Annotated in this window: 20 protein-coding genes; 11 read left to right on the forward strand and 9 right to left on the reverse strand. The window is 38.4% G+C overall.

Features of this window, described 5'->3' with window-relative positions:
* Positions 1–24 precede the first annotated feature (24 nt).
* Both OVA16_RS01885 and OVA16_RS01890 read left to right on the forward strand, forming a co-directional pair.
* Positions 25–1308 carry a T9SS type A sorting domain-containing protein gene (locus tag OVA16_RS01885; protein WP_267763222.1) on the forward strand — a complete coding sequence of 428 codons (1284 nt, stop codon included), beginning with the start codon at positions 25–27 and terminating at the stop codon, positions 1306–1308.
* 723 nt (positions 1309–2031) lie between these two features.
* Positions 2032–3984, forward strand: a complete 1953-nt coding sequence (locus OVA16_RS01890; RefSeq protein ID WP_267763223.1) for a DEAD/DEAH box helicase — start codon at positions 2032–2034, stop codon at positions 3982–3984.
* Between the two features lie 257 nt (positions 3985–4241).
* Here OVA16_RS01890 and OVA16_RS01895 read toward each other — a convergent pair whose 3' ends face one another.
* The 4 genes from OVA16_RS01895 to OVA16_RS01910 form a co-directional block, all read right to left on the reverse strand.
* On the reverse strand, positions 4242–4511 hold the full coding sequence (locus tag OVA16_RS01895) for a hypothetical protein (RefSeq protein WP_267763224.1): 270 nt from the start codon (positions 4509–4511) through the stop codon (positions 4242–4244).
* Positions 4512–4581: 70 nt separating this feature from the next.
* Complete coding sequence (locus OVA16_RS01900) at positions 4582–5583, reverse strand: NAD(P)H-dependent glycerol-3-phosphate dehydrogenase (RefSeq protein ID WP_267763225.1); 1002 nt, start codon at positions 5581–5583, stop codon at positions 4582–4584.
* A 124-nt stretch (positions 5584–5707) separates the two neighbouring features.
* Positions 5708–7057 (reverse strand): efflux RND transporter periplasmic adaptor subunit, encoded by a 1350-nt coding sequence (locus tag OVA16_RS01905; protein WP_267763226.1) that lies wholly within the window; start codon positions 7055–7057, stop codon positions 5708–5710.
* 67 nt (positions 7058–7124) lie between these two features.
* Complete coding sequence (locus tag OVA16_RS01910) at positions 7125–8468, reverse strand: TolC family protein (RefSeq protein ID WP_267763227.1); 1344 nt, start codon at positions 8466–8468, stop codon at positions 7125–7127.
* Between the two features lie 83 nt (positions 8469–8551).
* On the opposite strand from OVA16_RS01910, the gene OVA16_RS01915 reads away from it, so the two are divergent.
* From OVA16_RS01915 to OVA16_RS01945, 7 genes are all read left to right on the forward strand, one after another.
* The gene (locus OVA16_RS01915) at positions 8552–9217 is read left to right on the forward strand and encodes a polysaccharide deacetylase family protein (RefSeq protein ID WP_267763228.1); all 666 of its coding nucleotides are present in this window, start codon (positions 8552–8554) and stop codon (positions 9215–9217) included.
* Between the two features lie 162 nt (positions 9218–9379).
* The gene (locus tag OVA16_RS01920; protein ID WP_267763229.1) at positions 9380–9541 is read left to right on the forward strand and encodes a hypothetical protein; all 162 of its coding nucleotides are present in this window, start codon (positions 9380–9382) and stop codon (positions 9539–9541) included.
* 11 nt (positions 9542–9552) lie between these two features.
* Positions 9553–10305: a M23 family metallopeptidase gene (locus tag OVA16_RS01925; RefSeq protein ID WP_267763230.1), complete on the forward strand. Its 753-nt coding sequence runs from the start codon at positions 9553–9555 to the stop codon at positions 10303–10305.
* 271 nt (positions 10306–10576) lie between these two features.
* The gene (locus OVA16_RS01930; RefSeq protein WP_267763231.1) at positions 10577–13342 is read left to right on the forward strand and encodes a bifunctional aconitate hydratase 2/2-methylisocitrate dehydratase; all 2766 of its coding nucleotides are present in this window, start codon (positions 10577–10579) and stop codon (positions 13340–13342) included.
* Between the two features lie 295 nt (positions 13343–13637).
* Positions 13638–14093, forward strand: a complete 456-nt coding sequence (locus OVA16_RS01935; RefSeq protein ID WP_267763232.1) for a mobile mystery protein A — start codon at positions 13638–13640, stop codon at positions 14091–14093.
* Positions 14084–14680, forward strand: coding sequence for a mobile mystery protein B (locus OVA16_RS01940; protein WP_267763233.1), 597 nt, complete (start codon positions 14084–14086; stop codon positions 14678–14680). The genes OVA16_RS01935 and OVA16_RS01940 overlap by 10 nt, the downstream gene beginning before the upstream one ends.
* A gap of 177 nt (positions 14681–14857) precedes the next feature.
* Positions 14858–17137 carry an aconitate hydratase gene (locus OVA16_RS01945; RefSeq protein WP_267763234.1) on the forward strand — a complete coding sequence of 760 codons (2280 nt, stop codon included), beginning with the start codon at positions 14858–14860 and terminating at the stop codon, positions 17135–17137.
* A gap of 399 nt (positions 17138–17536) precedes the next feature.
* Here the strand turns inward: OVA16_RS01945 and OVA16_RS01950 are convergent, their stop codons facing one another.
* The 4 genes from OVA16_RS01950 to OVA16_RS01965 form a co-directional block, all read right to left on the reverse strand.
* Positions 17537–17773, reverse strand: a complete 237-nt coding sequence (locus OVA16_RS01950) for a putative signal transducing protein (protein WP_267763235.1) — start codon at positions 17771–17773, stop codon at positions 17537–17539.
* A 6-nt stretch (positions 17774–17779) separates the two neighbouring features.
* Positions 17780–18202 carry a DUF2007 domain-containing protein gene (locus tag OVA16_RS01955; RefSeq protein ID WP_267763236.1) on the reverse strand — a complete coding sequence of 141 codons (423 nt, stop codon included), beginning with the start codon at positions 18200–18202 and terminating at the stop codon, positions 17780–17782.
* Positions 18203–18221: 19 nt separating this feature from the next.
* Positions 18222–19556, reverse strand: coding sequence for a GH1 family beta-glucosidase (locus OVA16_RS01960; protein ID WP_267763237.1), 1335 nt, complete (start codon positions 19554–19556; stop codon positions 18222–18224).
* A gap of 122 nt (positions 19557–19678) precedes the next feature.
* Complete coding sequence (locus tag OVA16_RS01965) at positions 19679–21505, reverse strand: MutS-related protein (RefSeq protein ID WP_267763238.1); 1827 nt, start codon at positions 21503–21505, stop codon at positions 19679–19681.
* Positions 21506–21551: 46 nt separating this feature from the next.
* Between OVA16_RS01965 and rlmH the strand changes: the two genes are divergently transcribed.
* Both rlmH and OVA16_RS01975 read left to right on the forward strand, forming a co-directional pair.
* Entirely contained in the window at positions 21552–22025 is a 474-nt protein-coding gene (gene rlmH / locus OVA16_RS01970) for a 23S rRNA (pseudouridine(1915)-N(3))-methyltransferase RlmH (protein WP_267763239.1), read from the forward strand.
* 125 nt (positions 22026–22150) lie between these two features.
* A complete protein-coding gene (locus tag OVA16_RS01975) occupies positions 22151–22276 on the forward strand; it encodes a hypothetical protein (RefSeq protein WP_267763240.1) in 126 nt (41 codons plus the stop codon).
* Positions 22277–22322: 46 nt separating this feature from the next.
* Here the strand turns inward: OVA16_RS01975 and OVA16_RS01980 are convergent, their stop codons facing one another.
* Positions 22323–22859: a DUF5606 domain-containing protein gene (locus OVA16_RS01980; protein WP_267763241.1), complete on the reverse strand. Its 537-nt coding sequence runs from the start codon at positions 22857–22859 to the stop codon at positions 22323–22325.
* Positions 22860–22932 lie beyond the last annotated feature (73 nt).

Genomic DNA, 22932 nt, shown 5'->3' on the forward strand with positions numbered 1-22932 from the left:
CTTCTCAACTCTAACTTCACTTTTATGAAAAAACTTTTACTGTCTTTACTACTTGTTATTGGGATAGCTGCTACTGGATTTGGGCAGATATTTTCGCAGAATTTCACGAGCTCTTCGACTTTAGCAAGCTATATAAGCGCTACTCCTAACAATGGACAATTTAATAACATAGGCACATCCAACGCAAATTCTACTGTAAGCATTGTGAGTGACGCATTACAATTTACACATATTAACTCTACTGCTGGCACTGCCTCTTTTTCGAGAACAACTGATTTTAGCGGACCTCCTACTTTTTTAGCTATTAAGTTTAGACTATCTGTATCTGGTACTTCGGTTGCACAACAAACCGTAGCGAGTTTTGCTACAGGATCAGGCTTTGGAACAGGAAATGGTGTTGAAAGTAATAGCTCAATACATAGTCGATTTGGCGTAAACCTTACGGCTACTGATGGAACTTTTGCTTTACGAGACCTTACTACAGCATTAAATAGCGTAAATTTAGTAGGACCTCAGGATATTTCTTTTTTTGTGAATAATACAGGTGGATCAAAAATGTATATAGCACCAGACGGGTCAAGTGATGCGATTGCTGACGATACTTGGGAACTATGGGCTGGCACAAACAAACTTTTTGATGGTAGAGCTTCTGAAACACCTGCGCAAACGCTAACAGATATGAAATTTGTTGTAAGCTGGACTACCGCTAATAATGGAGTAAGTATAAATGTTACAAACATTGTTATCAACGACCAAACAACCGCTCTCCCTGTTGAACTTACCACCTTCACAGCCAAAGCCAACCTGCAAAACGTAGATTTAGCTTGGGCTACAGCATCAGAAAGAAACAATTCTCATTTTGAGATTTTACGCTCTGGCGATGGTAAAACTTTCACTAAAATTGGGCAAGTGAAAGGTACTGGCACAACTGATATTGCCCAAAATTATGCTTTTATTGATAAAGATGCTTTGCCAGGCGTAAACTACTACCAACTTAATCAAATAGACTACAACGGCAACCCAACACTTTCTAAAATTGAGGCGGTAAAATCTAACGTAGCAGCTACAAACTTTAAAGTGGTAGCCAATAAACAAGACGGGAACATTAAGCTTACCATATTTGCTGCTAATGAAGGCAAAGCAACTTTGAAAATTTACGATTTGAATGGACGTAAAATTACAGAGCAAGAATTAAGTTTAAGTAAAGGCTATGCTAACCTATCAGTGCCTATTAGTGGCGCAAGTGGTTTACACATTGCATCATTAACTACCGCTACAGAAACAATTACGCAAAAATTTATTCAGTAATTTTTAGCGACACTTACGAAGTTTTATAAACTTCGTAAGTATTTATAACCAAAGCCAGTTCTTTTCTAGAGCTGGCTTTTTTATTTGTACGCTTTGTGGTCATCTTTTTTTGACCGTACAAGGTTTTGTAAGCGGCACTTAAATTATTTGGTTTCTAGCTTTGTCGAGCTTCTTTAAATTATAGCATAGGTTTTATTAATTGCCCCGATTAAACGGATCCCGGCTTTATCCTATCGTGTGAACACATCTCATTGCTTCCACCTTGAATCCACCTCCAAAAGGGACACATTTTGCTTAGGCGTTTTGCATATCCCCCTCTTCGAGCTATCGTGTGGACACAAGTCCGAGGGTTTGTCGTCATTCCCGCGTAGGCAGGAATCTTAAAGCGATTAAAGCTTATGTCCCTTGCATTAGGATTCCCGTTTTCACGGGAATGACGCATGATTCAAAGGAAAGAGCAAAAGATGTGTCCACACGATAGCCTCTTCGAGGGGGCTTACTAATATTTGTAGCCACACGATAGAAAGAAGAGCCAGAACAGGAGAACTTTCGCAAGTAGTAAGCACTAAAATACGCTCCTAAAACCCATTTCAAAGCTAACACCAAGTGCATTGATATTTAACTTTCTTATTTCCAATTTATTAAACAAAAAACTATTTACTTAACTATCAATAAAATACCAATTATTAACCGTACCTTTGCGCCTTAATAAAAAATGTTATAATGATAAACCCATTTAGTAAATTGGGGATAAGTGATGACGTTGTTAATGCCGTAAAAGAGCTAGGATTCGAAAATCCTACGCCTATTCAGGAGCAATCTATTCCTGTACTGTTAGAAGGTAGTAACGACTTTGTTGGTTTGGCCCAAACAGGAACAGGAAAAACAGCCGCATTTGGTTTGCCGCTGTTAGAATTAATAGACTTTAAGAGCAATAAGCCGCAGGCACTAATTTTGTGCCCTACGCGTGAGCTATGTCTGCAGATTGCAAACGACATCAAAAATTTCTCTAAAAACACGCAGAATGCACATGTAGTTGCCGTTTACGGTGGCGCTAACATTATGCAACAACTACGCGAAATACGCAATGGCGTACAAATTGTAGTGGCCACGCCCGGCCGTATGTTAGATATTATTGGCCGTAAAGCCATTGATTTTTCTAACGTTAAATATGTAGTATTGGATGAAGCCGATGAAATGTTAAACATGGGCTTCCAAGAAGACATCAACGACATTTTATCGACAACACCAGACGATAAAAAAACATGGTTATTCTCTGCTACTATGCCTCCAGAGGTACGTCGCATTGCTAAAAACTACATGGAAAACCCTGTAGAATTAACTATGGGCACAAAAAACACAGGTAACGTTAACATTGAACATGAGTACTACATTGTAAAAGCTCGTGATAAATATGCTGCCCTAAAACGTATTGTAGATTATAACCCAGATATTTTTGGCGTTGTTTTCTGTAAGACGAAAATGGATACGCAAGATGTTGCCGAACGCTTAATTAAAGATGGTTACAATGCTGATGCCTTACACGGAGATTTATCTCAACAACAACGTGATAAGGTAATGCAACGTTTCCGCGACCGTAACATGCAGCTATTAATTGCTACCGATGTTGCTGCTCGTGGTATCGACGTTAACAACGTAACTCACGTAGTTAACTACGCCTTGCCTGATGAAATTGAAAGTTACACCCACCGCTCTGGCCGTACTGGTCGTGCGGGTAAAACTGGTGTTTCTATCTGTATCATCAACGCTAAAGAAACTGGCAAAATACGCCAGATTGAAAGAATTATTGGCAAGCAATTTACAAAGGCAGAATTACCTACAGGATTTGATGTTTGCGAAAAACAATTGTTCGGCTTAATTCATCGTGTACACAACGTAGAGGTTAACGAAGAGCAGATAAACAAATACATGTCGAGAATTAACGACGAATTTGCTGATTTAAGCAAAGAAGACGTTATCAAAAAATTTGCTTCGCTAGAGTTTAACCGTTTCTTAGAGTATTATCAAAATGCACCAGACCTTAACTTAAGCGCCGACGATCGTTTTGATAGAGGTGAGCGTGGAGAACGTGGAGAGCGTGGCGACAGAAGAGAACGTGGAGAGCGTGGAGAACGTGGTGGTAGAGGTGCCGAAGCTGGTTATGCTCGTTTGTTTATCAACGTTGGTTCGGTAGATGATTTTACCAGAGGCGATTTATTGAGCTTTGTTTGTAACCATGGTCGCATTAGTGGCAAAGCAGTTGGCAAAATAGACTTGAAAGGTGTTTTTTCTTTCGTTGAAGTTGAAAGCGCAACCGCTGAAACCTTAATGGCTAACTTTAAAGACGTACAATATAACGGCAGAGAGGTTAGAATTGAAGTAAGTGGCGATGCTCCTCGTAGCAGTCGTGGCGGAGACCGTGGAGACCGCGGTGGTCGTGGCGGATTTGGTGGAGAGAGAAGAGGCGGTGGCGAGCGTCGTGGTGGTTACGGTGGCGACAGAAGAGGCGGCGAGCGTTCTGGTAGCGGAAGAAGAGATAGAGGAGAACGTAGCGAACGTTCTGGCGGCGGAAACAGCGAGGGCGGTTTCAGAGATTTCTCTGGCCGTAGCCGAGAAGAAAGAAGCGCAGGTAGCGGAAGACGTGAAGGCGGAGAGCGTTCTAGACGTAGGTCTTAGTATTCAGTATATAAAACAAAAAGTCCCGTTAGTTTAACGGGACTTTTTGTTTTATAGGCAATTCGGTTAAAACATTTCGTCATCCCGAATTTATTTCGGGATCGTAATGCAATAGCAAGATAAGAATCCAAATTTCTTATATCTTCTTTAGGATTCCCGCCTACGCGGGAATGACGCAAAGAATTATTAAACTACTGAACCGGCCGAGCTTTTATTTCACTTGCTTTTAAATAAACCTTTGCTCCTTTTTTGTTAACTTAGTATTTACGGTTTTTACCGTCAATATAAACATTTGAGCCATCTGGCGCCATCTTGCCTTTGTAGGTTTGGTCAGCAACTTTAGCACCACCTTTCACAGCCACTTCGGCAGTTTTATTGCCTACTGCTGTTGCGCCCTTTTCTACAGCCTTACCTGTTTTTTGAATGGCTTTTCCTACTTCTGTTTTTTTCTCTTGTGCATTTACACTAATTGAAAACAAGGTAACTACCACTGCTGCAGCAAAACCTAATAAATATCTCTTTTTCATTTCATTAAAGTTTATAATGAGTAGAGAACAAATAAGAAAGCGTTTGGTTTGGAACGTTGAAGGTAGAGATTTAGCTCAACTTATCAGTTAGCAATTTCATCTCTACATGAGGAGATTTCCTTTCGTATAAGATTTGGTAAACGGCCTCGCTAATTGGCATATCTACCTTGTATTTCTCATTAATTAGGTGCATAGAGTTTGCTGCATAGTAACCTTCGGCAATCATATTCATTTCTAACTGTGCAGATTTTACAGTATAGCCCTTTCCTATCATGTTACCGAAAGTTCTATTTCTGCTAAATTGCGAATAGGCGGTAACCATTAAATCGCCCAGATAGGCAGATTCTTTAATATCTCTTGCTATTGGATGTACTACACCAACAAACCTTTCAATTTCGCGGATGGCATTTGAAATGAGTACAGCCTGAAAATTATCGCCATAGCCAACGGCATGGCAAATTCCACTAGCCACCGCATAAATGTTTTTCAATACCGCAGCATACTCGGTGCCAAAAATATCATCAGAAATATTAGTTTTGATGTATCGAGTATTCAAATATCCAGCAAATGTAGCTGCTACATTTACATCCGTACAGGCAATGGTTAGATAAGAAAGCTTCTCTAAAGCCACTTCTTCTGCGTGGCAAGGCCCGCTAATTACCAAAATATCTTCATAAGGCAATTCGTATTTCTCATGTAAAAAATCGCCAATAATCAAATTGTCTTCTGGTACAATTCCTTTAATTGCCGAAATTACCTTTTTGCCTTTTAATTGTGCTGGCGTAATATCTTTAAGCGTATCTTTCAGAAATGCAGCTGGCACGTTCAGTATCACGCAGTCGGCTTCGGAAATGACCTGAGCAATGTCTGAAGAAACATTTTCTGATTTTAGTTTTATCTCAACCGCACTTAAATAACTCGGATTGTGTTTGTAATTTCTGATATGAGCAATAGCTTCTTCATTCCGCATCCACCAAAAAATTTCTTTATCTCTTTCGTTATCGGAAAGCATTTTGATGATGGCGGTTGCCCAACTTCCACCACCAATCATGGCTATTTTAGGTAAACTCATGTTTATTATTATTTAGGCTAGTTATCTTTCTTAAACAAGGGATAAAAACAAAAGGTTTAAAAAAATGCGATGTGCACTTCTTTAAACCTTTGCAAAAATAATTAAATATTATGATTTGTGATGCTTACTTTTTATCTCCAGAAGTAAACAGCTTATCCTTAGTAGTTTTTTCTACTTTCAGGCCATCTTTAAGTTTATTTTGGATAGCAGAATAAGGTCCAGATACAATTTCTTGCCCCGCTTTAAGACCTGTTTTAACAATAATAAACTGATCGTTTTGAATACCGGTGGTTACTTCTGCTTTTTTAACCGTAGAAGCCTTAGCATCAAACAGATAAACGTACTGTTTTACCTGTTTATCACTAAGTTTACTTTTTTGCTTTTCCGCATCATCTTGCGAAGTTCCCTTGTCAGCATCAGATTTGGCATCCGTAAAAACAGCCTGTATGGGCACTGCCATTCCTTTTACCGTTTCACTTTCAATATCAACCGTTGCCGAAAGCCCTGGCCTAAACGGCGATGGCAAATCTTTTGCACCACCTTTTACCGAGTTATATGATTCTGCCAATAGTCTTACTTTTACAGAGAAGTTGGTTACTTGATCTACCGAAGTGGTGGCAGTACCTACTGCGGTAGACGAACTAGCAATTTCAGTTACCAAGCCTCTAAATTTTTTGCCGGCAAAGGCATCTACTTCTACGGTAGCGCTATCGCCTAAGCTCACTCGGTTAATGTCATTCTCGTTTACATCTACATTTACCTCCATGCTGGTTAAGTTAGAAATACGCATAATCTCTGTACCTGCCATTTGCGAAGTACCCAAAATACGATCGCCAAGCTCAATTGAAAGCTTAGAAACTACACCATCAACCGGAGCATAAATAGTGGTTCTTGCTAAGTTCGCACCTGCTTCTTTCACGCTTGCACCAGTTTGCTCTAAGTTAAACTTAGCACCAGTTACACCTTCTTTTGCACTGGCCAAGGTAGATTTTGCAGTCAAGTAAGTTGCTTTAGCATTATCAAACTCTGCTGCCGATATTACTTTTTTATTGTATAACTCTACATTACGTTTATAGGTTGCTTCTGCATTTACGAAGTTGGCTTCTGCTTGTACCAATTGCTGTTGAGCCGAAGCTACACTTGCTTTTTGGGCATTATAAGAAGCAACTGTACGCTCGTAGCTAGATTGTAAAATATCCGGACGTACTTTACACAGCAACTGCCCTTTCTTTACCACATCTCCTTCTTTTACCAAAAGTTCAGTTACCTCACCAGAAACTTCGGAGCTTAGTTTAACTTCTGTTTCTGGCTGTATTTTACCACTTGCAGTTACCGTTTCTATTACTGTTTTATCTCCTACTTTTTCTACTGTCACTTTTTCCGCATTCTCCTTACCAATTACACCTGTAACTTTTAAGATAACGATTAGCAGTATCACAGCTACTGCTCCTATTAAAATGTGTTTTAACTTCATAATTATTTAATATGTTTATCCTTAATAAGGCAGGACAAGTTGTGGTTTATTCTTTAATGTTTAATATTTAAAATACAATTTGTTTACCTAAATAATAATCTATTACTTTTGATTTGAACAACAGATCATATTTAGCCTGTATCATATCAATTTCGGCTTTGTTTCTATTTGTTTGCGCAGTACTAAACTCTACCGAGTTAGCTAAGCCTACGTTATAGCGTTGCTCAATCACAAAAAATGCATCTTTCTGCGCAGCAAAAGCATTTGTTGTAGATTGGTATCTACTTTCTGCAGCCCTTAAATCGGCAACTGCCTGAAAAATAACTTTGTTAAGATTATTTTTTGACAACTGCTCATTAACCTGTGCATTTTGATAATTGATTTTTGCTCTTCTCACATTTGAACGAGCTTGAAAACCATTAAAAACTGGAATAGAGAGGCTAAATCCAATAAACTGGTTAAAGTTGTCTTGTATTTGGTCGTAAAACGTTCGGCCCGTAAGCGCCGAAAAGCGACTAGAATAGTTAGAGCCTAAACCACCACCAAATGACAGGCGAGGAAAGTAAGTAGCACGAGCAACATTGATACTCCTTTGTGCTGCTTGCGACCTTAATGATGCCAGCTTAATATCTGGAAAGGCATTCAAAGCAGCAGCCACCACCTCTGGCGCACTTTCGCTATTCTTTGCGATAGTTATTGCGTCTATTACTGGAGCCTGTGCCTCAAATTTATTATCAGATGGCAATTCCATTAGCTGATTTAATGTTAAGTAAGATATTGCCAAATTATTTTGGGCATTGGTTACATCCAATTCGGAAATAGCAACCTGCGATTTAGCTTGAGAAACGTCTGCCAAAGTCTTATTGCCCACGTCCAACAACTGTTGCTGTTGGTTTAACGTTTGCTTTGCCACCACCAACTGCGCTTCTGCAGCTTTCAACAGATCTTTATTAAATAAAATTTGCATGTAAGAAGTAACTACTTGCAATATCAAGTCGTTTTTAATCTTCTCCACGTTAGCAATATCTGCAGCTAACAACAACTTGTTTTGTTTAATCTGGTTAATTTTTTGCCCTCCTGCAAACAGATCTACGCTTCCATTAAGACTTCCACTAACGCCATCAAACCTTTGGCTAATAAATTGATTGGTAGAGGGATCTATACTTCTACCGAAATTCCTACTAGCATTTGCATTACCGCTTATTGTAGGCAGTAAAGCATACTTAGATTGACTGTAAGTTTCGTCGGCGAGTGCTGCGCTAAACTGCGCCTGCTTAACCTGTAGGTTATTACTTAGCGTCTTATCTATCGCTTGCTGAATAGTAATTACTTCTTGGGCCGAGGCAGTAAAACCTGCTACGGACAGGGCAAACGCCGCAAACAAAAAGTTTATTTTGGAAGATTGTCTCATAAATTTAGTTCACAATTATAAATAAACAGCAAGTGGTTTTCTGTAAATTTTAAAGTACACACCTTAAATATTACTTTTACAACATGTACACCGTTAGGCCACCTTTTTTTCTTAAATGGTTTTACCCCAATTTAATTTGGAATAGAGAGCGTAAAGATACCAAAGAAAAAATCGTTTACCTTACCTTTGACGATGGACCAATACCAAATGTTACAGACTTTGTACTAAATACCTTAAATAGCTTTGGCGTTAAAGCTACTTTTTTTTGTATTGGCGATAACATACAAAAGCATCCGCAAGTATTTGAACGCATTAAAAACGAAGGCCACGCCATTGGAAACCACACTTACAACCACCTCAAAGGCTGGAAAACTGATGATAACACCTACGTAAATAATTTTTGGAAATGCCAAGAATTAACCGGAACCAATTTGTTTCGCCCACCGTACGGAAGGATTAAGAAAAGCCAAATAAGGCAATTGGTTACGAGTTATGAGTTACGAGTTGCAAGCTCGCAACCCACAACCAGCAACTCAAAACTCAAGATTGTAATGTGGGATGTACTAAGTGGCGATTTCGACCTTAAATTATCTCCAGAAAAATGTTATCAGAACGTGATTAAGAATACAAGAAACGGCTCCATCATTGTATTTCACGATAGTTTAAAAGCTTGGGATCGGCTAGCGTATGCTTTACCAAGAGCTATTGAATTTCTGTTGAAAGAAGGTTATGGATTTAAAACCTTGTAGCAGATTACATCATAAAGACTTAGCTTACAGACGTTCTTCTGATGACCTTTAAAGATGACTATAAATAATTTAAGTTTAAATTGTGGATTTAGCACTTTTTTCTCATCCTTAACATTAAAATCACAAACAACCATTATTTTAGCTTTTTAATCAAACTTAATTATGAAATTATTTCAATCTATTTTATTGCTCTCTAATGTCCTACTTACATTTTCAGTAAGTGCTCAAGAAAAAGAATTTACCGTTAGCAGCAAAAGAAACGACGATAAAAGCGTTACACTTACCGCAGAAAAAAGTTACCAGGCACCTATACCGTTGTTTTAAACTTCAGAGAATTGTCTAACACCAGCAGCGCAGGCGAACCAGCTTACAAAGTAAAACACAGTGGCGACAACTTTCTCACGCTAACACCCGACAATAAAAACCAGGGAATTAGCTATTCTTACAGCTACAGCTTTATTCGGGGCGAATTGAACCCTAAATTTAATCCACTTTTTGTATATGCACTGCCTTATGGCAACGGGAAAAAAACCAGAGCAATAGAATCTAGCTTTTTAAGAGCAACTTACTTTGGTGCTACTGCTCCAGCCGATTGGAAAGCTTATCGGTTCTATACAGAAGAAGCCGACACCGTAACCGCTATAAGAAAAGGGATTGTAGTTAGCGTATCTGATGTTTATGACCAAGACACCAAAGATGTAAAATACACCAGCAAAGTAAATACGGTAATTGTAGAGCATGCCGATGGCACCCTAGCAAATTACAAAGGTTTTAAGAAAGGCATTTTCGTAAAAGAAGGGCAAACTGTATTTCCTGGCACGCCACTGGGAATGAACGACATTACAAACGAGCGCTATGGCATTTCGTTAATGATTACTTATTTAAAATCTGCAAATTTCGGCGGCAATAAAAACACAGTTTCTAAAGACAGTGAAAGTCTTTATGGCTTCATTACTCCCTATTTTTCTACCATAGAAAACTCGAATGGAATTTTAACCAGTCAAAAATATTACAGTTCTGCAATTACACCAGAAATCATCCAAAAAGAGATGACAAAAAAGGAATTAAAAAATCTGGCGAAGAAGTAAAACGATTTGCTTTAACCATATTTACAAATACCAACTGTTTATCATTTGTAAATTTCAATTGTTCGCCCTATTTTAACACTATAAAGTCCAAGATAATCGCCCGTTTAAATTGTATTTAAAGGTTGATTTTTGTATTTTTGTTTGGATTAAAAATTGAACTATTTTAATCATAAACAAACACAAATTTAATACACAAAATATTGTTCCTTTTTGCCAAAAAGCGAGCTCTCAATTGTTCATTAGCTTTTAGCAAAAAAACAACCCATCTAAGATGAGCATTTACAACGATTATATCCAAGAAATCGAAGACAGAAAAGCACAAGGTCTTCATCCAAAACCTATTGATAGCGCTGAATTAACAAGCGAAATCATCGAGCAAATTAAAAGCGTTAACAACATCAACAGAGCAGATGCTGTTAATTTTTTTATATACAACACTTTGCCAGGAACTACGGCAGCGGCTGGCGTTAAGGCAGAGTTCTTAAAAGAAATTATTTCGGGTCAAGCTGTAGTTGCAGAAATTACACCAGACTTTGCTTTCGAGTTATTGTCGCACATGAAAGGCGGCCCATCTATTAAAGTTTTATTAGACATCGCATTAGCGGATAATGGAGATAAAGCTCACAAAGCAGCAGATGTACTTAAAACACAAGTTTTCTTGTACGATGCTGATACTGATCGATTGAAGGAAGCTTACAACAACGGTAATGAAATCGCTAAAGAAATTTTAGAAAGTTATGCTAAAGCTGAGTTCTTTACCAAACTTCCTGAAGTGCCAGAAGAAATTAAAGTAGTAACTTTTATTGCGGGCATTGGCGATATTTCTACAGATTTGTTATCTCCAGGCAACCAAGCGCATTCGCGTTCAGATCGTGAACTGCACGGTAAGTGCATGATTACTCCAGAGGCACAAGCACAAATTAAAGCGTTACAAGCACAACATCCAGATAAAAGCGTAATGCTAGTGGCCGAAAAAGGCACCATGGGCGTGGGCTCTTCGCGTATGTCGGGGGTAAATAACGTAGCGCTTTGGACAGGCAAGCAAGCTTCGCCTTATGTTCCTTTCGTAAACATCGCTCCTATTGTTGGCGGTACTAATGGTATTTCTCCAATCTTCTTAACTACAGTAGATGTAACTGGCGGTATCGGTATCGACCTTAAAAACTGGGTGAAGAAAACAGATGAAAACGGGAATGTGGTTCGTAACGAAAACGACGAGCCAATTTTAGAAGAAGTTTATTCAGTTGCTACAGGAACGGTGCTTACCATTAACACCAAAACAAAAAAATTATACAACGGAGATCAGGAGTTAATTGATATTTCTAAAGCATTAACACCGCAAAAAATGGAATTTATCAAAGCAGGTGGCTCTTATGCTATCGTGTTTGGTAAAAAAATCCAAACTTTTGCCGCTAGAACTTTAGGTATCGACGCTCCAGTAGTATTTGCTCCAGCTAAAGAAGTGTCTATCGAAGGGCAAGGTTTAACTGCTGTTGAAAAGATATTCAATAAAAATGCTGTAGGCGTAGCGCAAGGTAAAGTTTTACATGCAGGATCTGATGTTCGTGTAGAGGTAAACATTGTAGGCTCACAAGATACTACAGGTTTAATGACGGCTCAAGAATTAGAGGCAATGGCCGCTACAGTGATTTCTCCAATTGTTGACGGTGCTTATCAATCAGGTTGTCATACCGCATCGGTTTGGGATAAAAAAGCACAGGCCAACATCCCAAAATTGATGAAGTTCATGAACGAGTTTGGCGTGATTACCGCCCGCGACCCTAAAGGCGAATATCATGCGATGACAGATGTAATTCACAAAGTACTGAATGACATTACCGTTGATGAATGGGCAATCATTATTGGTGGCGACTCACATACCCGTATGTCTAAAGGTGTGGCTTTCGGTGCAGATTCTGGAACTGTGGCCTTAGCCTTGGCAACTGGTGAGGCTTCTATGCCAATTCCAGAGTCGGTAAAAGTTACTTTTAAAGGTGCAATGAAAGAACACATGGATTTCCGTGACGTGGTTCATGCTACACAACTGCAAATGTTGCAACAATTTGATGGAGAAAACGTTTTCCAAGGCCGTATCATCGAGGTACATATTGGTACGTTATTAGCAGATCAAGCCTTTACTTTTACAGATTGGACTGCCGAGATGAAAGCTAAAGCTTCAATCTGTATTTCTCAAGATGATACCTTAATCGAATCTTTAGAAATTGCGAAACACCGTATTCAGATTATGATTGACAAGGGAATGGACAACCATAATCAAGTGCTTCAAGGTTTGATTAACAAAGCAAACAAACGTATCGAGGAAATTAAAACGGGTATTAAGCCTGCATTAATGCCAGATGATAATGCTAAGTATTATGCCGAAGTTGAGATTGATTTAGATCTCATCAACGAACCGATGATTGCCGATCCAGATGTAAACAATGCTGACGTTTCGAAACGCTACACTCACGACACCATCAGAGATTTAACTTACTATGGTGGCGATAAAAAAGTAGACCTTGGTTTCGTAGGTTCTTGCATGGTGCATAAAGACGATTTAAAAATTGTTTCGCAAATGCTTAAAAATGTAGAAACGCAAACTGGAAAAGTAGAGTTTAAAGCTCCTTTAGTAGTCGCCGCTCCAACTTACAACATTATTGATGAACTGAAAGCTGAAGGCGATTGGGATTACCTACAAAAATATTCGGGATTTGAGTTTAGTGATGCTTTGCCTAAGAGTACAGCACGTACTGAATACGAAAACATTATGTATTTAGAGCGTCCAGGTTGTAATTTATGTATGGGAAACCAAGAAAAAGCGGCCAAAGGAGATACGGTAATGGCCACCTCAACTCGTTTGTTCCAAGGTCGTGTGGTAGAAGACAGAGACGGAAAAAAAGGAGAATCTTTATTGGCATCTACACCAGTGGTAGTGCTGTCTGCTATCTTGGGTCGTATTCCAAATATCGATGAATATAAAGCAGCAGTAGAAGGTATTAACTTAACCAAGTTTACTCCTATCTCAACAAAACAATAGCTGGAACACTTTTTAAATATATGGAGGCCATTCCACTTTATTGGAATGGCCTCTTTTTTTACTCTTATAATTTAATTCCAATAACTTTGAAATAAGTTTCGTAGAAGTGTCATATAATTACCAAGCAATATTCAATTAAATCTTTATTCAAATAAAAGTCAACAGCAAAAAAAAATCAATTTATAAATTGACTAAAAAATAAAAATATAAACTTATAAGTTGACTTATATTAAAAAAAGTTAACCTTTAAATTGATTTATTTATATATTTGTAAAGGTATAGATTGATTTTAAAGATGAAAAAAGAACTGCAAATCACACAATTGAGCAAAAAGTTGGAAGACTATAAAGTGCTGCAACAATCTACACGCCCTATTAATGGTTGGATAAAAGCGATTCGTACTACATTAGGTATGTCTTTAGAGCAGTTAGCAAATCGCCTACAAGTAAGCAAACAAAACATACAAAGTATGGAAAAACGAGAACAAGAAATGGCCATAACCCTCAAATCTTTACAAGAGGTAGCGCAAGCAATGGACATGCAATTAGTATATGCCTTAGTTCCGAAAGACGACTCACTAACAGCATTAATAGAACGTAAAGCCTATGAATTGGCTTTAAATATTGTTGAGCGAACTTCGCAAAATATGGCTTTAGAAAATCAGCAAGTAAATGAAGCACAGGCTATATATGCTGTAAAAAAACGTAAACAAGCCATTATTCAAGAAATGCCTAAAGCATTATGGGATTAAACCTACAATACGAATACGGACAAACAGAGCTAGAACAAGAAGAGGTAGAAGATCTAAAAATATCATCCATCTCCACGAAGTTTGAATTAGATGAATTTGAGCAACAGAATATTGAAGAAGCTATGCTTTGGATTATGAATAAAAAATGGAAAGTGGAAAAGATATTTTCTGAAGCCTTTATTAAAGAGGTACATGCACGCATGTATAGCAATGTGTGGAAATGGGCTGGGAAATTTCGAAAAACAGAGAAGAATATTGGAGTAGCTCATTATAAAATAAGTCTAGATCTAAAACACCTTCTAGACGACGCTATTTTCTGGATAAAACAGCAGAGCTATCCAGCAGATGAAATTGCCATACGTTTCAAACACCGACTAGTTTCCATCCATTGTTTTGCTAATGGAAACGGACGACATAGCCGGATAATGGCTGATATCATAGTTGAAAAATTATTTGGTTTAAAACCTTTTACCTGGGGTAAAAACAGCACTGAGAACAATGCAGAAACCAGAGACACATACATTAAAGCAGTAAAGACTGCCGACAATTACGACATAGCCCCACTAATTAAATTTGCTAGAAGTTAACTAATTTAGCTAAAAACAGGCAAACAAGCCATCCAGAGCTTTACTGCATGTTTTCTCACTACCAACTGCATAGAATGTTTTTAAATAAGATAAATTGACAAAACACAAAAACAAGTCTGTTAAAAATTGTTTAATTTAGATAACATCGTTAATAAGAATAATTTTAATCTATAAAACATGGCTTTTGATATAGAAATGATTAAAAAGGTATATGCTACTTTTGGCGAACGCGTAGATGCAGCTCGTGAACTAGTTGGCAGACCTTTAACACTTTCAGAAAAGATTTTATACGCACACCTTTGGGATGGAAAATCTAACAAAGCATTTACCCGCGGGGTAGATTATGTAGATTTTGCACCAGATAGAGTAGCAATGCAAGATGCAACGGCACAAATGGCTTTATTGCAATTTATGCAAGCTGGCCGGCCAAAAGTTGCAGTACCTTCTTCTGTACATTGCGATCACCTAATCACAGCTAAACTAGGCGCAGAAATTGATTTGCCTCACGCTAAAACAGAGAGTGCCGAAGTTTTCGATTTCCTTTCTTCAGTTTCTAACAAATACGGAATCGGCTTCTGGAAACCGGGCGCAGGTATCATCCACCAAGTAATTTTAGAAAACTATGCTTTTCCTGGCGGGATGATGATAGGCACTGACAGTCATACCGTAAATGCGGGAGGTTTAGGCATGTTAGCCATTGGTGTTGGCGGCGCCGATGCTTGCGACGTAATGGCCGGTTTGCCTTGGGAACTTAAATTCCCGAAATTGATTGGCGTAAAGTTAACTGGAAAGTTAAACGGATGGACTTCGGCTAAAGATGTAATTTTAAAAGTTGCTGGTATCTTAACCGTAAAAGGTGGTACTGGTGCTATTGTCGAATATTTTGGCGATGGAGCCATCAACCTAAGCTGTACAGGCAAAGGCACCATTTGTAACATGGGTGCAGAAATTGGTGCAACCACTTCTACATTCGGCTACGATGAGAGCATGGAACGTTATTTACGTGCCACCAACCGTGCCGATGTAGCAGATGCAGCCAATGCTGTGAAAGAACATTTAACTGGTGATGCCGAAGTTTATGCACAACCAGAAAAATATTTCGATCAATTAATAGAGATCAACTTAGATGAATTAGAGCCTTACTTGAACGGTCCTTTTACTCCTGATTTGGCTACGCCTATTTCACAAATGAAAGAAGTGGCTGCTGCTAACGGATGGCCAACTAAAGTAGAATGGGGTTTAATTGGTTCTTGTACCAACTCATCTTACGAAGATTTGTCTCGTGCTGCTTCGGTGGCAAAACAAGCAATTGATAAAGGTTTAGGCAAAAAAGCTGAATTTGGAATTAACCCAGGTTCTGAGCAAGTGCGTTACACCGCCGATCGTGACGGTTTGTTGGGTACTTTCAAAGATTTAGATGCAACTATATTCACTAATGCTTGCGGACCATGTATCGGTATGTGGGATAGAACTGGAGCTGAAAAGGCCGAAAAAAACACCATAGTTCACTCGTTTAACCGAAACTTCGCTAAACGTGCAGATGGTAATCCGAACACTTACGCATTTGTAACTTCTCCAGAAATTGTAGCTGCAATTGCTATTGCTGGCGATTTAGGTTTTAATCCACTTACAGACACGTTAACTAACGATAAAGGCGAGCAAGTAAAATTAGACGAACCAACAGGTTGGGAACTACCAGAAAAAGGTTATGCGGTAGAAGATGCGGGCTACCAAGCTCCGGCAGAAGATGGTTCTAATGTTGAAGTTGTTGTTTCTCCTACTTCGCACCGTTTGCAGCTACTAGATCCTTTCGCACCTTGGGAAGGCACAGACCTTAAAGGGCTGAAGCTGCTTATCAAAGCTAAAGGTAAATGTACTACCGACCATATTTCTATGGCAGGTCCGTGGTTAAAATTCCGCGGCCATTTAGATAACATTTCTAACAATATGCTAATTGGTGCGGTAAATTATTTTAACGATAGTACAGACAGTATTAAAAACCAACTAACTGGCGAGTACGGACCTGTTCCTGCTACGCAACGTGCTTATAAAGCAGAAGGTATTGGTTCTATTGTAGTGGGCGATGAAAACTATGGCGAAGGCTCGTCTCGAGAGCACGCTGCTATGGAGCCTCGTCATTTAGGTGTGCGTGCCGTGTTGGTAAAATCTTTTGCCCGTATTCACGAAACCAACTTGAAAAAACAAGGGATGTTAGGTTTAACTTTTGCCGACAAAGAAGATTATAACAAAATCCAAGAAGACGATACCGTCGATATCTTAGGCTTAACCGAATTTGCTCCTAACAAGCCATTAACTTTGGTTTTGCATCATGCAGATGGTTCTACGGAAACTTTTGAAGTAAACCATAGCTACAACGAACAACAAATTGAGTGGTTTAAAGCTGGTGGTGCATTAAATATCATTAGAAGAGAAGCTGCCGCTAAAGCTGCGCAATAAGCCTCTCCCCAACCCTCTCCCAAGGAGAGGGAGCACAAAAATCCCAATTAGTTTAAAACTAGTTGGGATTTTTTGTTTATAACTTATACTTGACAACTAGCTCCTGACGACTTTGTTAGAAGAGTAACTGCACTGCTACTATTTCCCGAAAGTCTTGCTGTTCATTCCAACTCCTCGCCTACGCTGCGCTCCAGCTGTGGGGTTTCCATTGCCATCAAGTCTATTAACTACTGATATTACAGCCAATGCATCTTAGCAAACACCCCGCCCGTTGGGCACCCCTCTAAAAGAGGGGAATTGCACTCGACATTCCCCTCTTTCAGAGGGGTGGTCGAAGACCGGGGTGTTACAGAACTTCTCTAGTAGAAAATACTTTACCCCTAGCCCCTGTTCCCTACTTTACAATCCCTCCAAAGCTTCATCTTCAGTCAAAAACTGGTCGATAGCCTGTACATCCTTGTCAAAAACATGCAACTGCACACCACTAATAGAAATATCAAAAACTGGATAAACTAAAGCTGCATTTTCGCCTGTTAAAAAACACTCAAAACCAGCATCAAGCAAACGACTTTTAACAATATTTGCTTCCATTGGGTTTTCGAAGGTTTTGTAAACTACTATTTTATTTTCTGCCATAAAAATCTAATTAAATTCGTGTCCACACTTATAACAATGATAACACTTATTTGCTTTAAAAGGATAGATAGCCATTAAAATAGAGAGCACAGCCACCCACCAACTATGCTTATTTTTAGTTGCTAAACCATAGCTTACATTGGTAGATCCGCAATTCTCACAAGTTACTTTATCCGCTTCTTTTTCAACATCCATTTCTGGAACTTCTAGTTCCAAATCATCTGCCAGTAAAGCACTAATTTGTGCTACGTCTTTTTCAAAAACATTCAGCTTAACACCTCCTATCGCTTGGTTAAAAAGCGGATTGATGGTTGCTACATTTTCATCTGTTAAAAAACAAGGAATGCCAGCATCTTTCAACTTCGCTTTAACGATATTGGCTTCAATTGGATTATAAAAAGCATTGTAGACTATAATTTTATCGCTCATTTCTATAAATATAGCGAATTTACCGCGATAAAAATTCTTGCCACCAATAACCAGATTGTTTGATAGTACGTTGTTGTGTTTTGAAATCATTATAGACAATACCGAAACGAGCCTGATAACCTTCTGCCCATTCAAAATTATCCAATAAAGTCCAAGCCAAATAACCAGTGATATTTACCCCGTCATTTTTAGCTTTTAGCATGGCTGCCAAATAAGCTTTAAAATAGTCAATTCTTGCTTGATCGTTAATTTTACCATCAACCAAATGGTCTTGAAAATAAGCACCATTTTCGGTAACCATGATGTTTTTTACCTGTGGATATGCAGCAAACTGTCTAATAATACGATAAAAACTATCCGCATTTACTTCCCAGCCCATTGCCGTATGAGGTGCTCTTCTATTTTTAGCCTTCACTTCCCAAGCTTGCACCACGGGTATAAAAGCGTTGTACCTAATCACTAAAGGAAAATAATTTTGGATACCTATAAAGTCAAAATCAAACTTCATACGCTCTTGGTAACGCCAGGTAGAGTGGCTAATTGCAAATTTCTCCAATACTTCCCAATTGGCAGTGGGAAAACCTAAGCCTAAAACAGGCTCAAGAAAAAAACGGTTCATTAAGGCATCTGTGCGTTTGGCTGCCAACAAATCTGGGGCAGACTGCGTATACGGCACTATCTCTGAGCAAGAAAAAGCAGTTCCGATAACAGCGCCTTTAACTTCGCCTCTTAATATTTTAGCTCCATCGGCTTGCGCTATTGCGGTATGCAAAGCCGCTTCGAAAAAATTGTGTACTCCAGTTTGCCCTGGCGCATGAACGCCCAACATATAGCCTAAAGAAGTAAACCCAAACGGTTCATTAATTACGATCCATTGTTTTACTTTAGCGCCATACTCTTTTGCGCAAAAACTCACATAATCATTAAACCAAGCGTTGATACCAAAGGCAGTCCAGCCGCCTTCTTTAGATAAAGCTTCGGGTAAATCCCAATGATAAAGCGTTACCATTGGAATTAGATCTAACTTTAGACATTCGTCTATCACGTTATGATAAAATGCAACACCTTCTTTATTTACCGCACCATCGCCCAATGGAAATATTCGCGACCAAGAAATGGAAAAGCGAAAAACGGTAAAGCCCAAAGTTTTGACTAAGGCAATGTCTTCTTTGTAGCGATGATAGAAATCACAAGCTTCGGTTGGTTGGTGCCCCTTCTTGATTTTGCCTGAACGTTTGGAAAAAGTATCCCAAATACTTGGGCCTTTACCATAAGCATTGGCCGCACCTTCTATTTGTGCAGCAGCAGTGGCCACACCCCATAAAAAATCCTTACCAAAATGGCTGCTTTGCATTACATCAAATAAAGTGAATAATCTGATTGTGTAGGTTAAATCAGAGTTAAGTTTTACCCCTAATCCCCTAAAGGGGACTTAATTTAAAAATCGCATCTTGTTAAAAGCGCCTCATTTCTCCTTTAGGGGGCTAGGGGGTTACCCAAACCAATCTGTTTCAGCAATATCGCTGCATTAAATTTGGTACAAGGCCCTTGTTTAATCAGGTAATCGAACTCCATTTCGTTTGCTACCAACTGAATATCAAAATGGAAATTACGTACCTTATTTGGATGCACTTGCTCCAATTCTGAAAGTTGTAGATCGTGGGTAGCGAATAAAGTTGGCGTTCCGATTTTAATCAGTTTTTCGATGAAGGCTTTTGAGCCGTCAAACTTATCTTTACTATTTGTTCCCCGTAGCATTTCATCAATCAATACAAAAGCATTGGGATATTGTTCTACTTCGCTCAAAATCATTTTTAAGCGGTTAAGCTCTGCTTTAAAGGTAGAAATGCTTTTTTCAATCAAATTATCTTTGATACGCATGTAAGTTAACAAGCGGAAAATAGATAAATCCATCCGCTTTGCGCAAACTGGCGCACCTGCATAAGCCAATACCATGTTAATGCCAACCGTACGAAGAAACGTACTTTTGCCAGCCATGTTAGAACCCGTAATGATATCTACTGTTGGCGCTTCACTAAAACTAAAGCTGTTATTCACTCGCTTTTGAGTTGCGATTAAAGGATGTCCTAATTCGTCAGCTTTTAAAGAAAAATTCTCGCTGATAGTTGGAAACACCCAATCTGGATGGTTGTAATTCAGCGTTGCAAAAGAAATCAATTCTTCAAAATAACCGATACGATCTAAACCTTGAGCCACCTGATCGCTTACACTTCTACTCCAATTTCCCAGTTTAATACAACATTTTAAATCCCATAACAGAAAGAAATTGAGTACAGCGTACAACAGGAAATTCAACCGAGCATCGAACTCGACAATGATTTTTGCCAGCATCTTAATGTGTGCACTTACTTTCTCATCCGAATGAAATAACTTTTTTATGTACTTACTTTTCCAAACACGTTGCTCTGTCCATTCAATGGCATCTGCGTAGCTACTTAACAGCCCCGAACTGCCACTAAATCCGTAGTAAACTGTTGTGATTTGCTTAGAATAAAAGAAAGTTAACATTGCATTAGCAAAAGCCATTAAGCCGAAAATGCTCCAAAAAGTACCGCCAAAAATCAACCCTGTTAAAAACAAAACCAACATTAAATAAGGCACTAACTTCACATAAAACTTGAGCAAGTTATTTGAGGTAAAAGCAACCTGACTTAACAATTGGCTTCCTAATTTTTGTTTAATTTCTTCGATCCTGGTTACTTCATGTCCTTTTAAGTTCGCCCTAAAAGCAAACGTAGTATCTATATGATCGTTTAGTTCCTTAATTGCTTCCTGACGTTCTTCAATAATCTTGCGATTATTAACTGTAGCCAGGTGCCTTGCTAATTCTTCTACACCAATTTTCGAAGCACCTCTGTTAATCAACGCATAAAGCGACGACTTTCCGAAAATATCCAAATCTGAAAGGTAAGGATGACTTTCATCTTCAAAGGCAGTTCCATCATCATATCCATTGGTTTTCCCTTGTAGTAAAATAATCTCATTTTCGAAAACCCATAGCAAATTCTGGTGAAACTTGTATTTCTTTTCTAGTTTATTTTGCCTTCTAACTACCGCAGCGAAAGTAAAAATTGGCAATAGTAACAACACAGACCAAATGGCATTTGCAGTATTTCCTTCAGAGCTTACTAAGCCCACAAAAAATCCAATTTCTACCAATAACAAAGCGACACGAACAAAAGAAAGTTGATCTACTTTTTTCTTCAACACAGCGATTTCGGCATGCTGCTCTTTTGCTGATTGCTCGTATGTTTTTAATCTATTTAGCTCGGTATTTAACATTATATTTGAAGAATTAAGCTGTAAAGATAAAAAACACAACCATTAGATGAAGATTACCTTAATTGCCATAGGGAAAACGGAAGATAAATATTTGATTGATGGCATTGATAAGTATTTAGGTCGCTTGAAACATTACATCAACTTCAACATGGTAATTATTCCAGATGTAAAAAACACAAAAAACCTCAGCGAAGCACAACAAAAAACAAAAGAAGCAGAATTGTTACTTAAGCAACTGAACAATAGTGATGTTGTTGTGTTATTAGATGAAAAAGGTAAGAAATACACTTCAGTTCAGTTTTCGGCTTACATTAATAAGCAGATGGTTGGCAGTGTACAAAACTTGGTTTTCATTATTGGCGGCCCCTATGGTTTTGATGAAAGCATTTACAAAAGATCAAACAGTAGCATTTCGCTGTCAGACATGACTTTTTCCCATCAAATGGTACGTTTGTTTTTTGTGGAGCAGCTTTACCGGGCTTTTACGATTTTGAAAAACGAACCTTACCACCACGAATAAAAAATTTAGCCACAGATTTACAAATTTAAAAATGATTGAAATTAATCCATAAATTTATCTGTGCATCTGTGGCAATAATTATGAAAAACACTGCTTTAAAGCATCTAATTTAAAAAGGAGGAATTATGAAACTACCCGGAGATTATAAAAGAAACTACAGATTTAGAAGCGATACATCTAAAGAGCAAAAATATTTAACCATCATGATAGCTGTGGTAATTATTGCAGCTATACTATTATATTTTCTGTAAATAAAAAAAGCACCGAGTGGTGCTTTTTTGTTATCTGGAAGGCTAACTAAGCTCCTCTTTTAGCAGGCATAGTTGCTTTTTTAGCAGGAGCCGATGTTTTAGCCGTTGGTGCCTTGGCAGCTTTTGCTTTTGGGGCGGCTTTTGGCTTAGCTTCAACTTTATCTTCTACCTTAGGTGCATCTTCTTCTGTTCCAGGAGCAGCTTCAGTAAACAAAGGCATATCTTTTAAGAAGTTGTACCAAGATAGAATTTTCTTCATATCAGAAGCATAAACTTTCTCTTGATCGTGGTTTGGAGCAACTTCTAAGAAGAATTTTCTCAAGGTATTTCCATCAGCTTTAACATCTGGAACAGCGGTTTTAGTAGCTGCTATGTTTGCTAAAACGTCGGTTAATTTCAATTCTTCGTCTTCTCCGTAAATGGTAATATCTTCTAAAGAAGCTAATTTGGTATTAGAAAGATTAGCAACAATTTTCAACTTTTGCTCATCAAGACTTTCTAAAACATAGCCAGCTTTATTTTGTCCGATTAATTTGAACAAGCCTGGTCTGCCCGAAACAGATACAATTCCTCTTAAATTCATATATTTTATAAGATTTGAGAAATGAGATATGAGATGTGAGAAACTTGTCTCAAATCTAACATCTCAAATCTGA

Source organism: Pedobacter sp. SL55, from assembly GCF_026625705.1.
Taxonomy (GTDB): Bacteria; Bacteroidota; Bacteroidia; order Sphingobacteriales; family Sphingobacteriaceae; genus Pedobacter.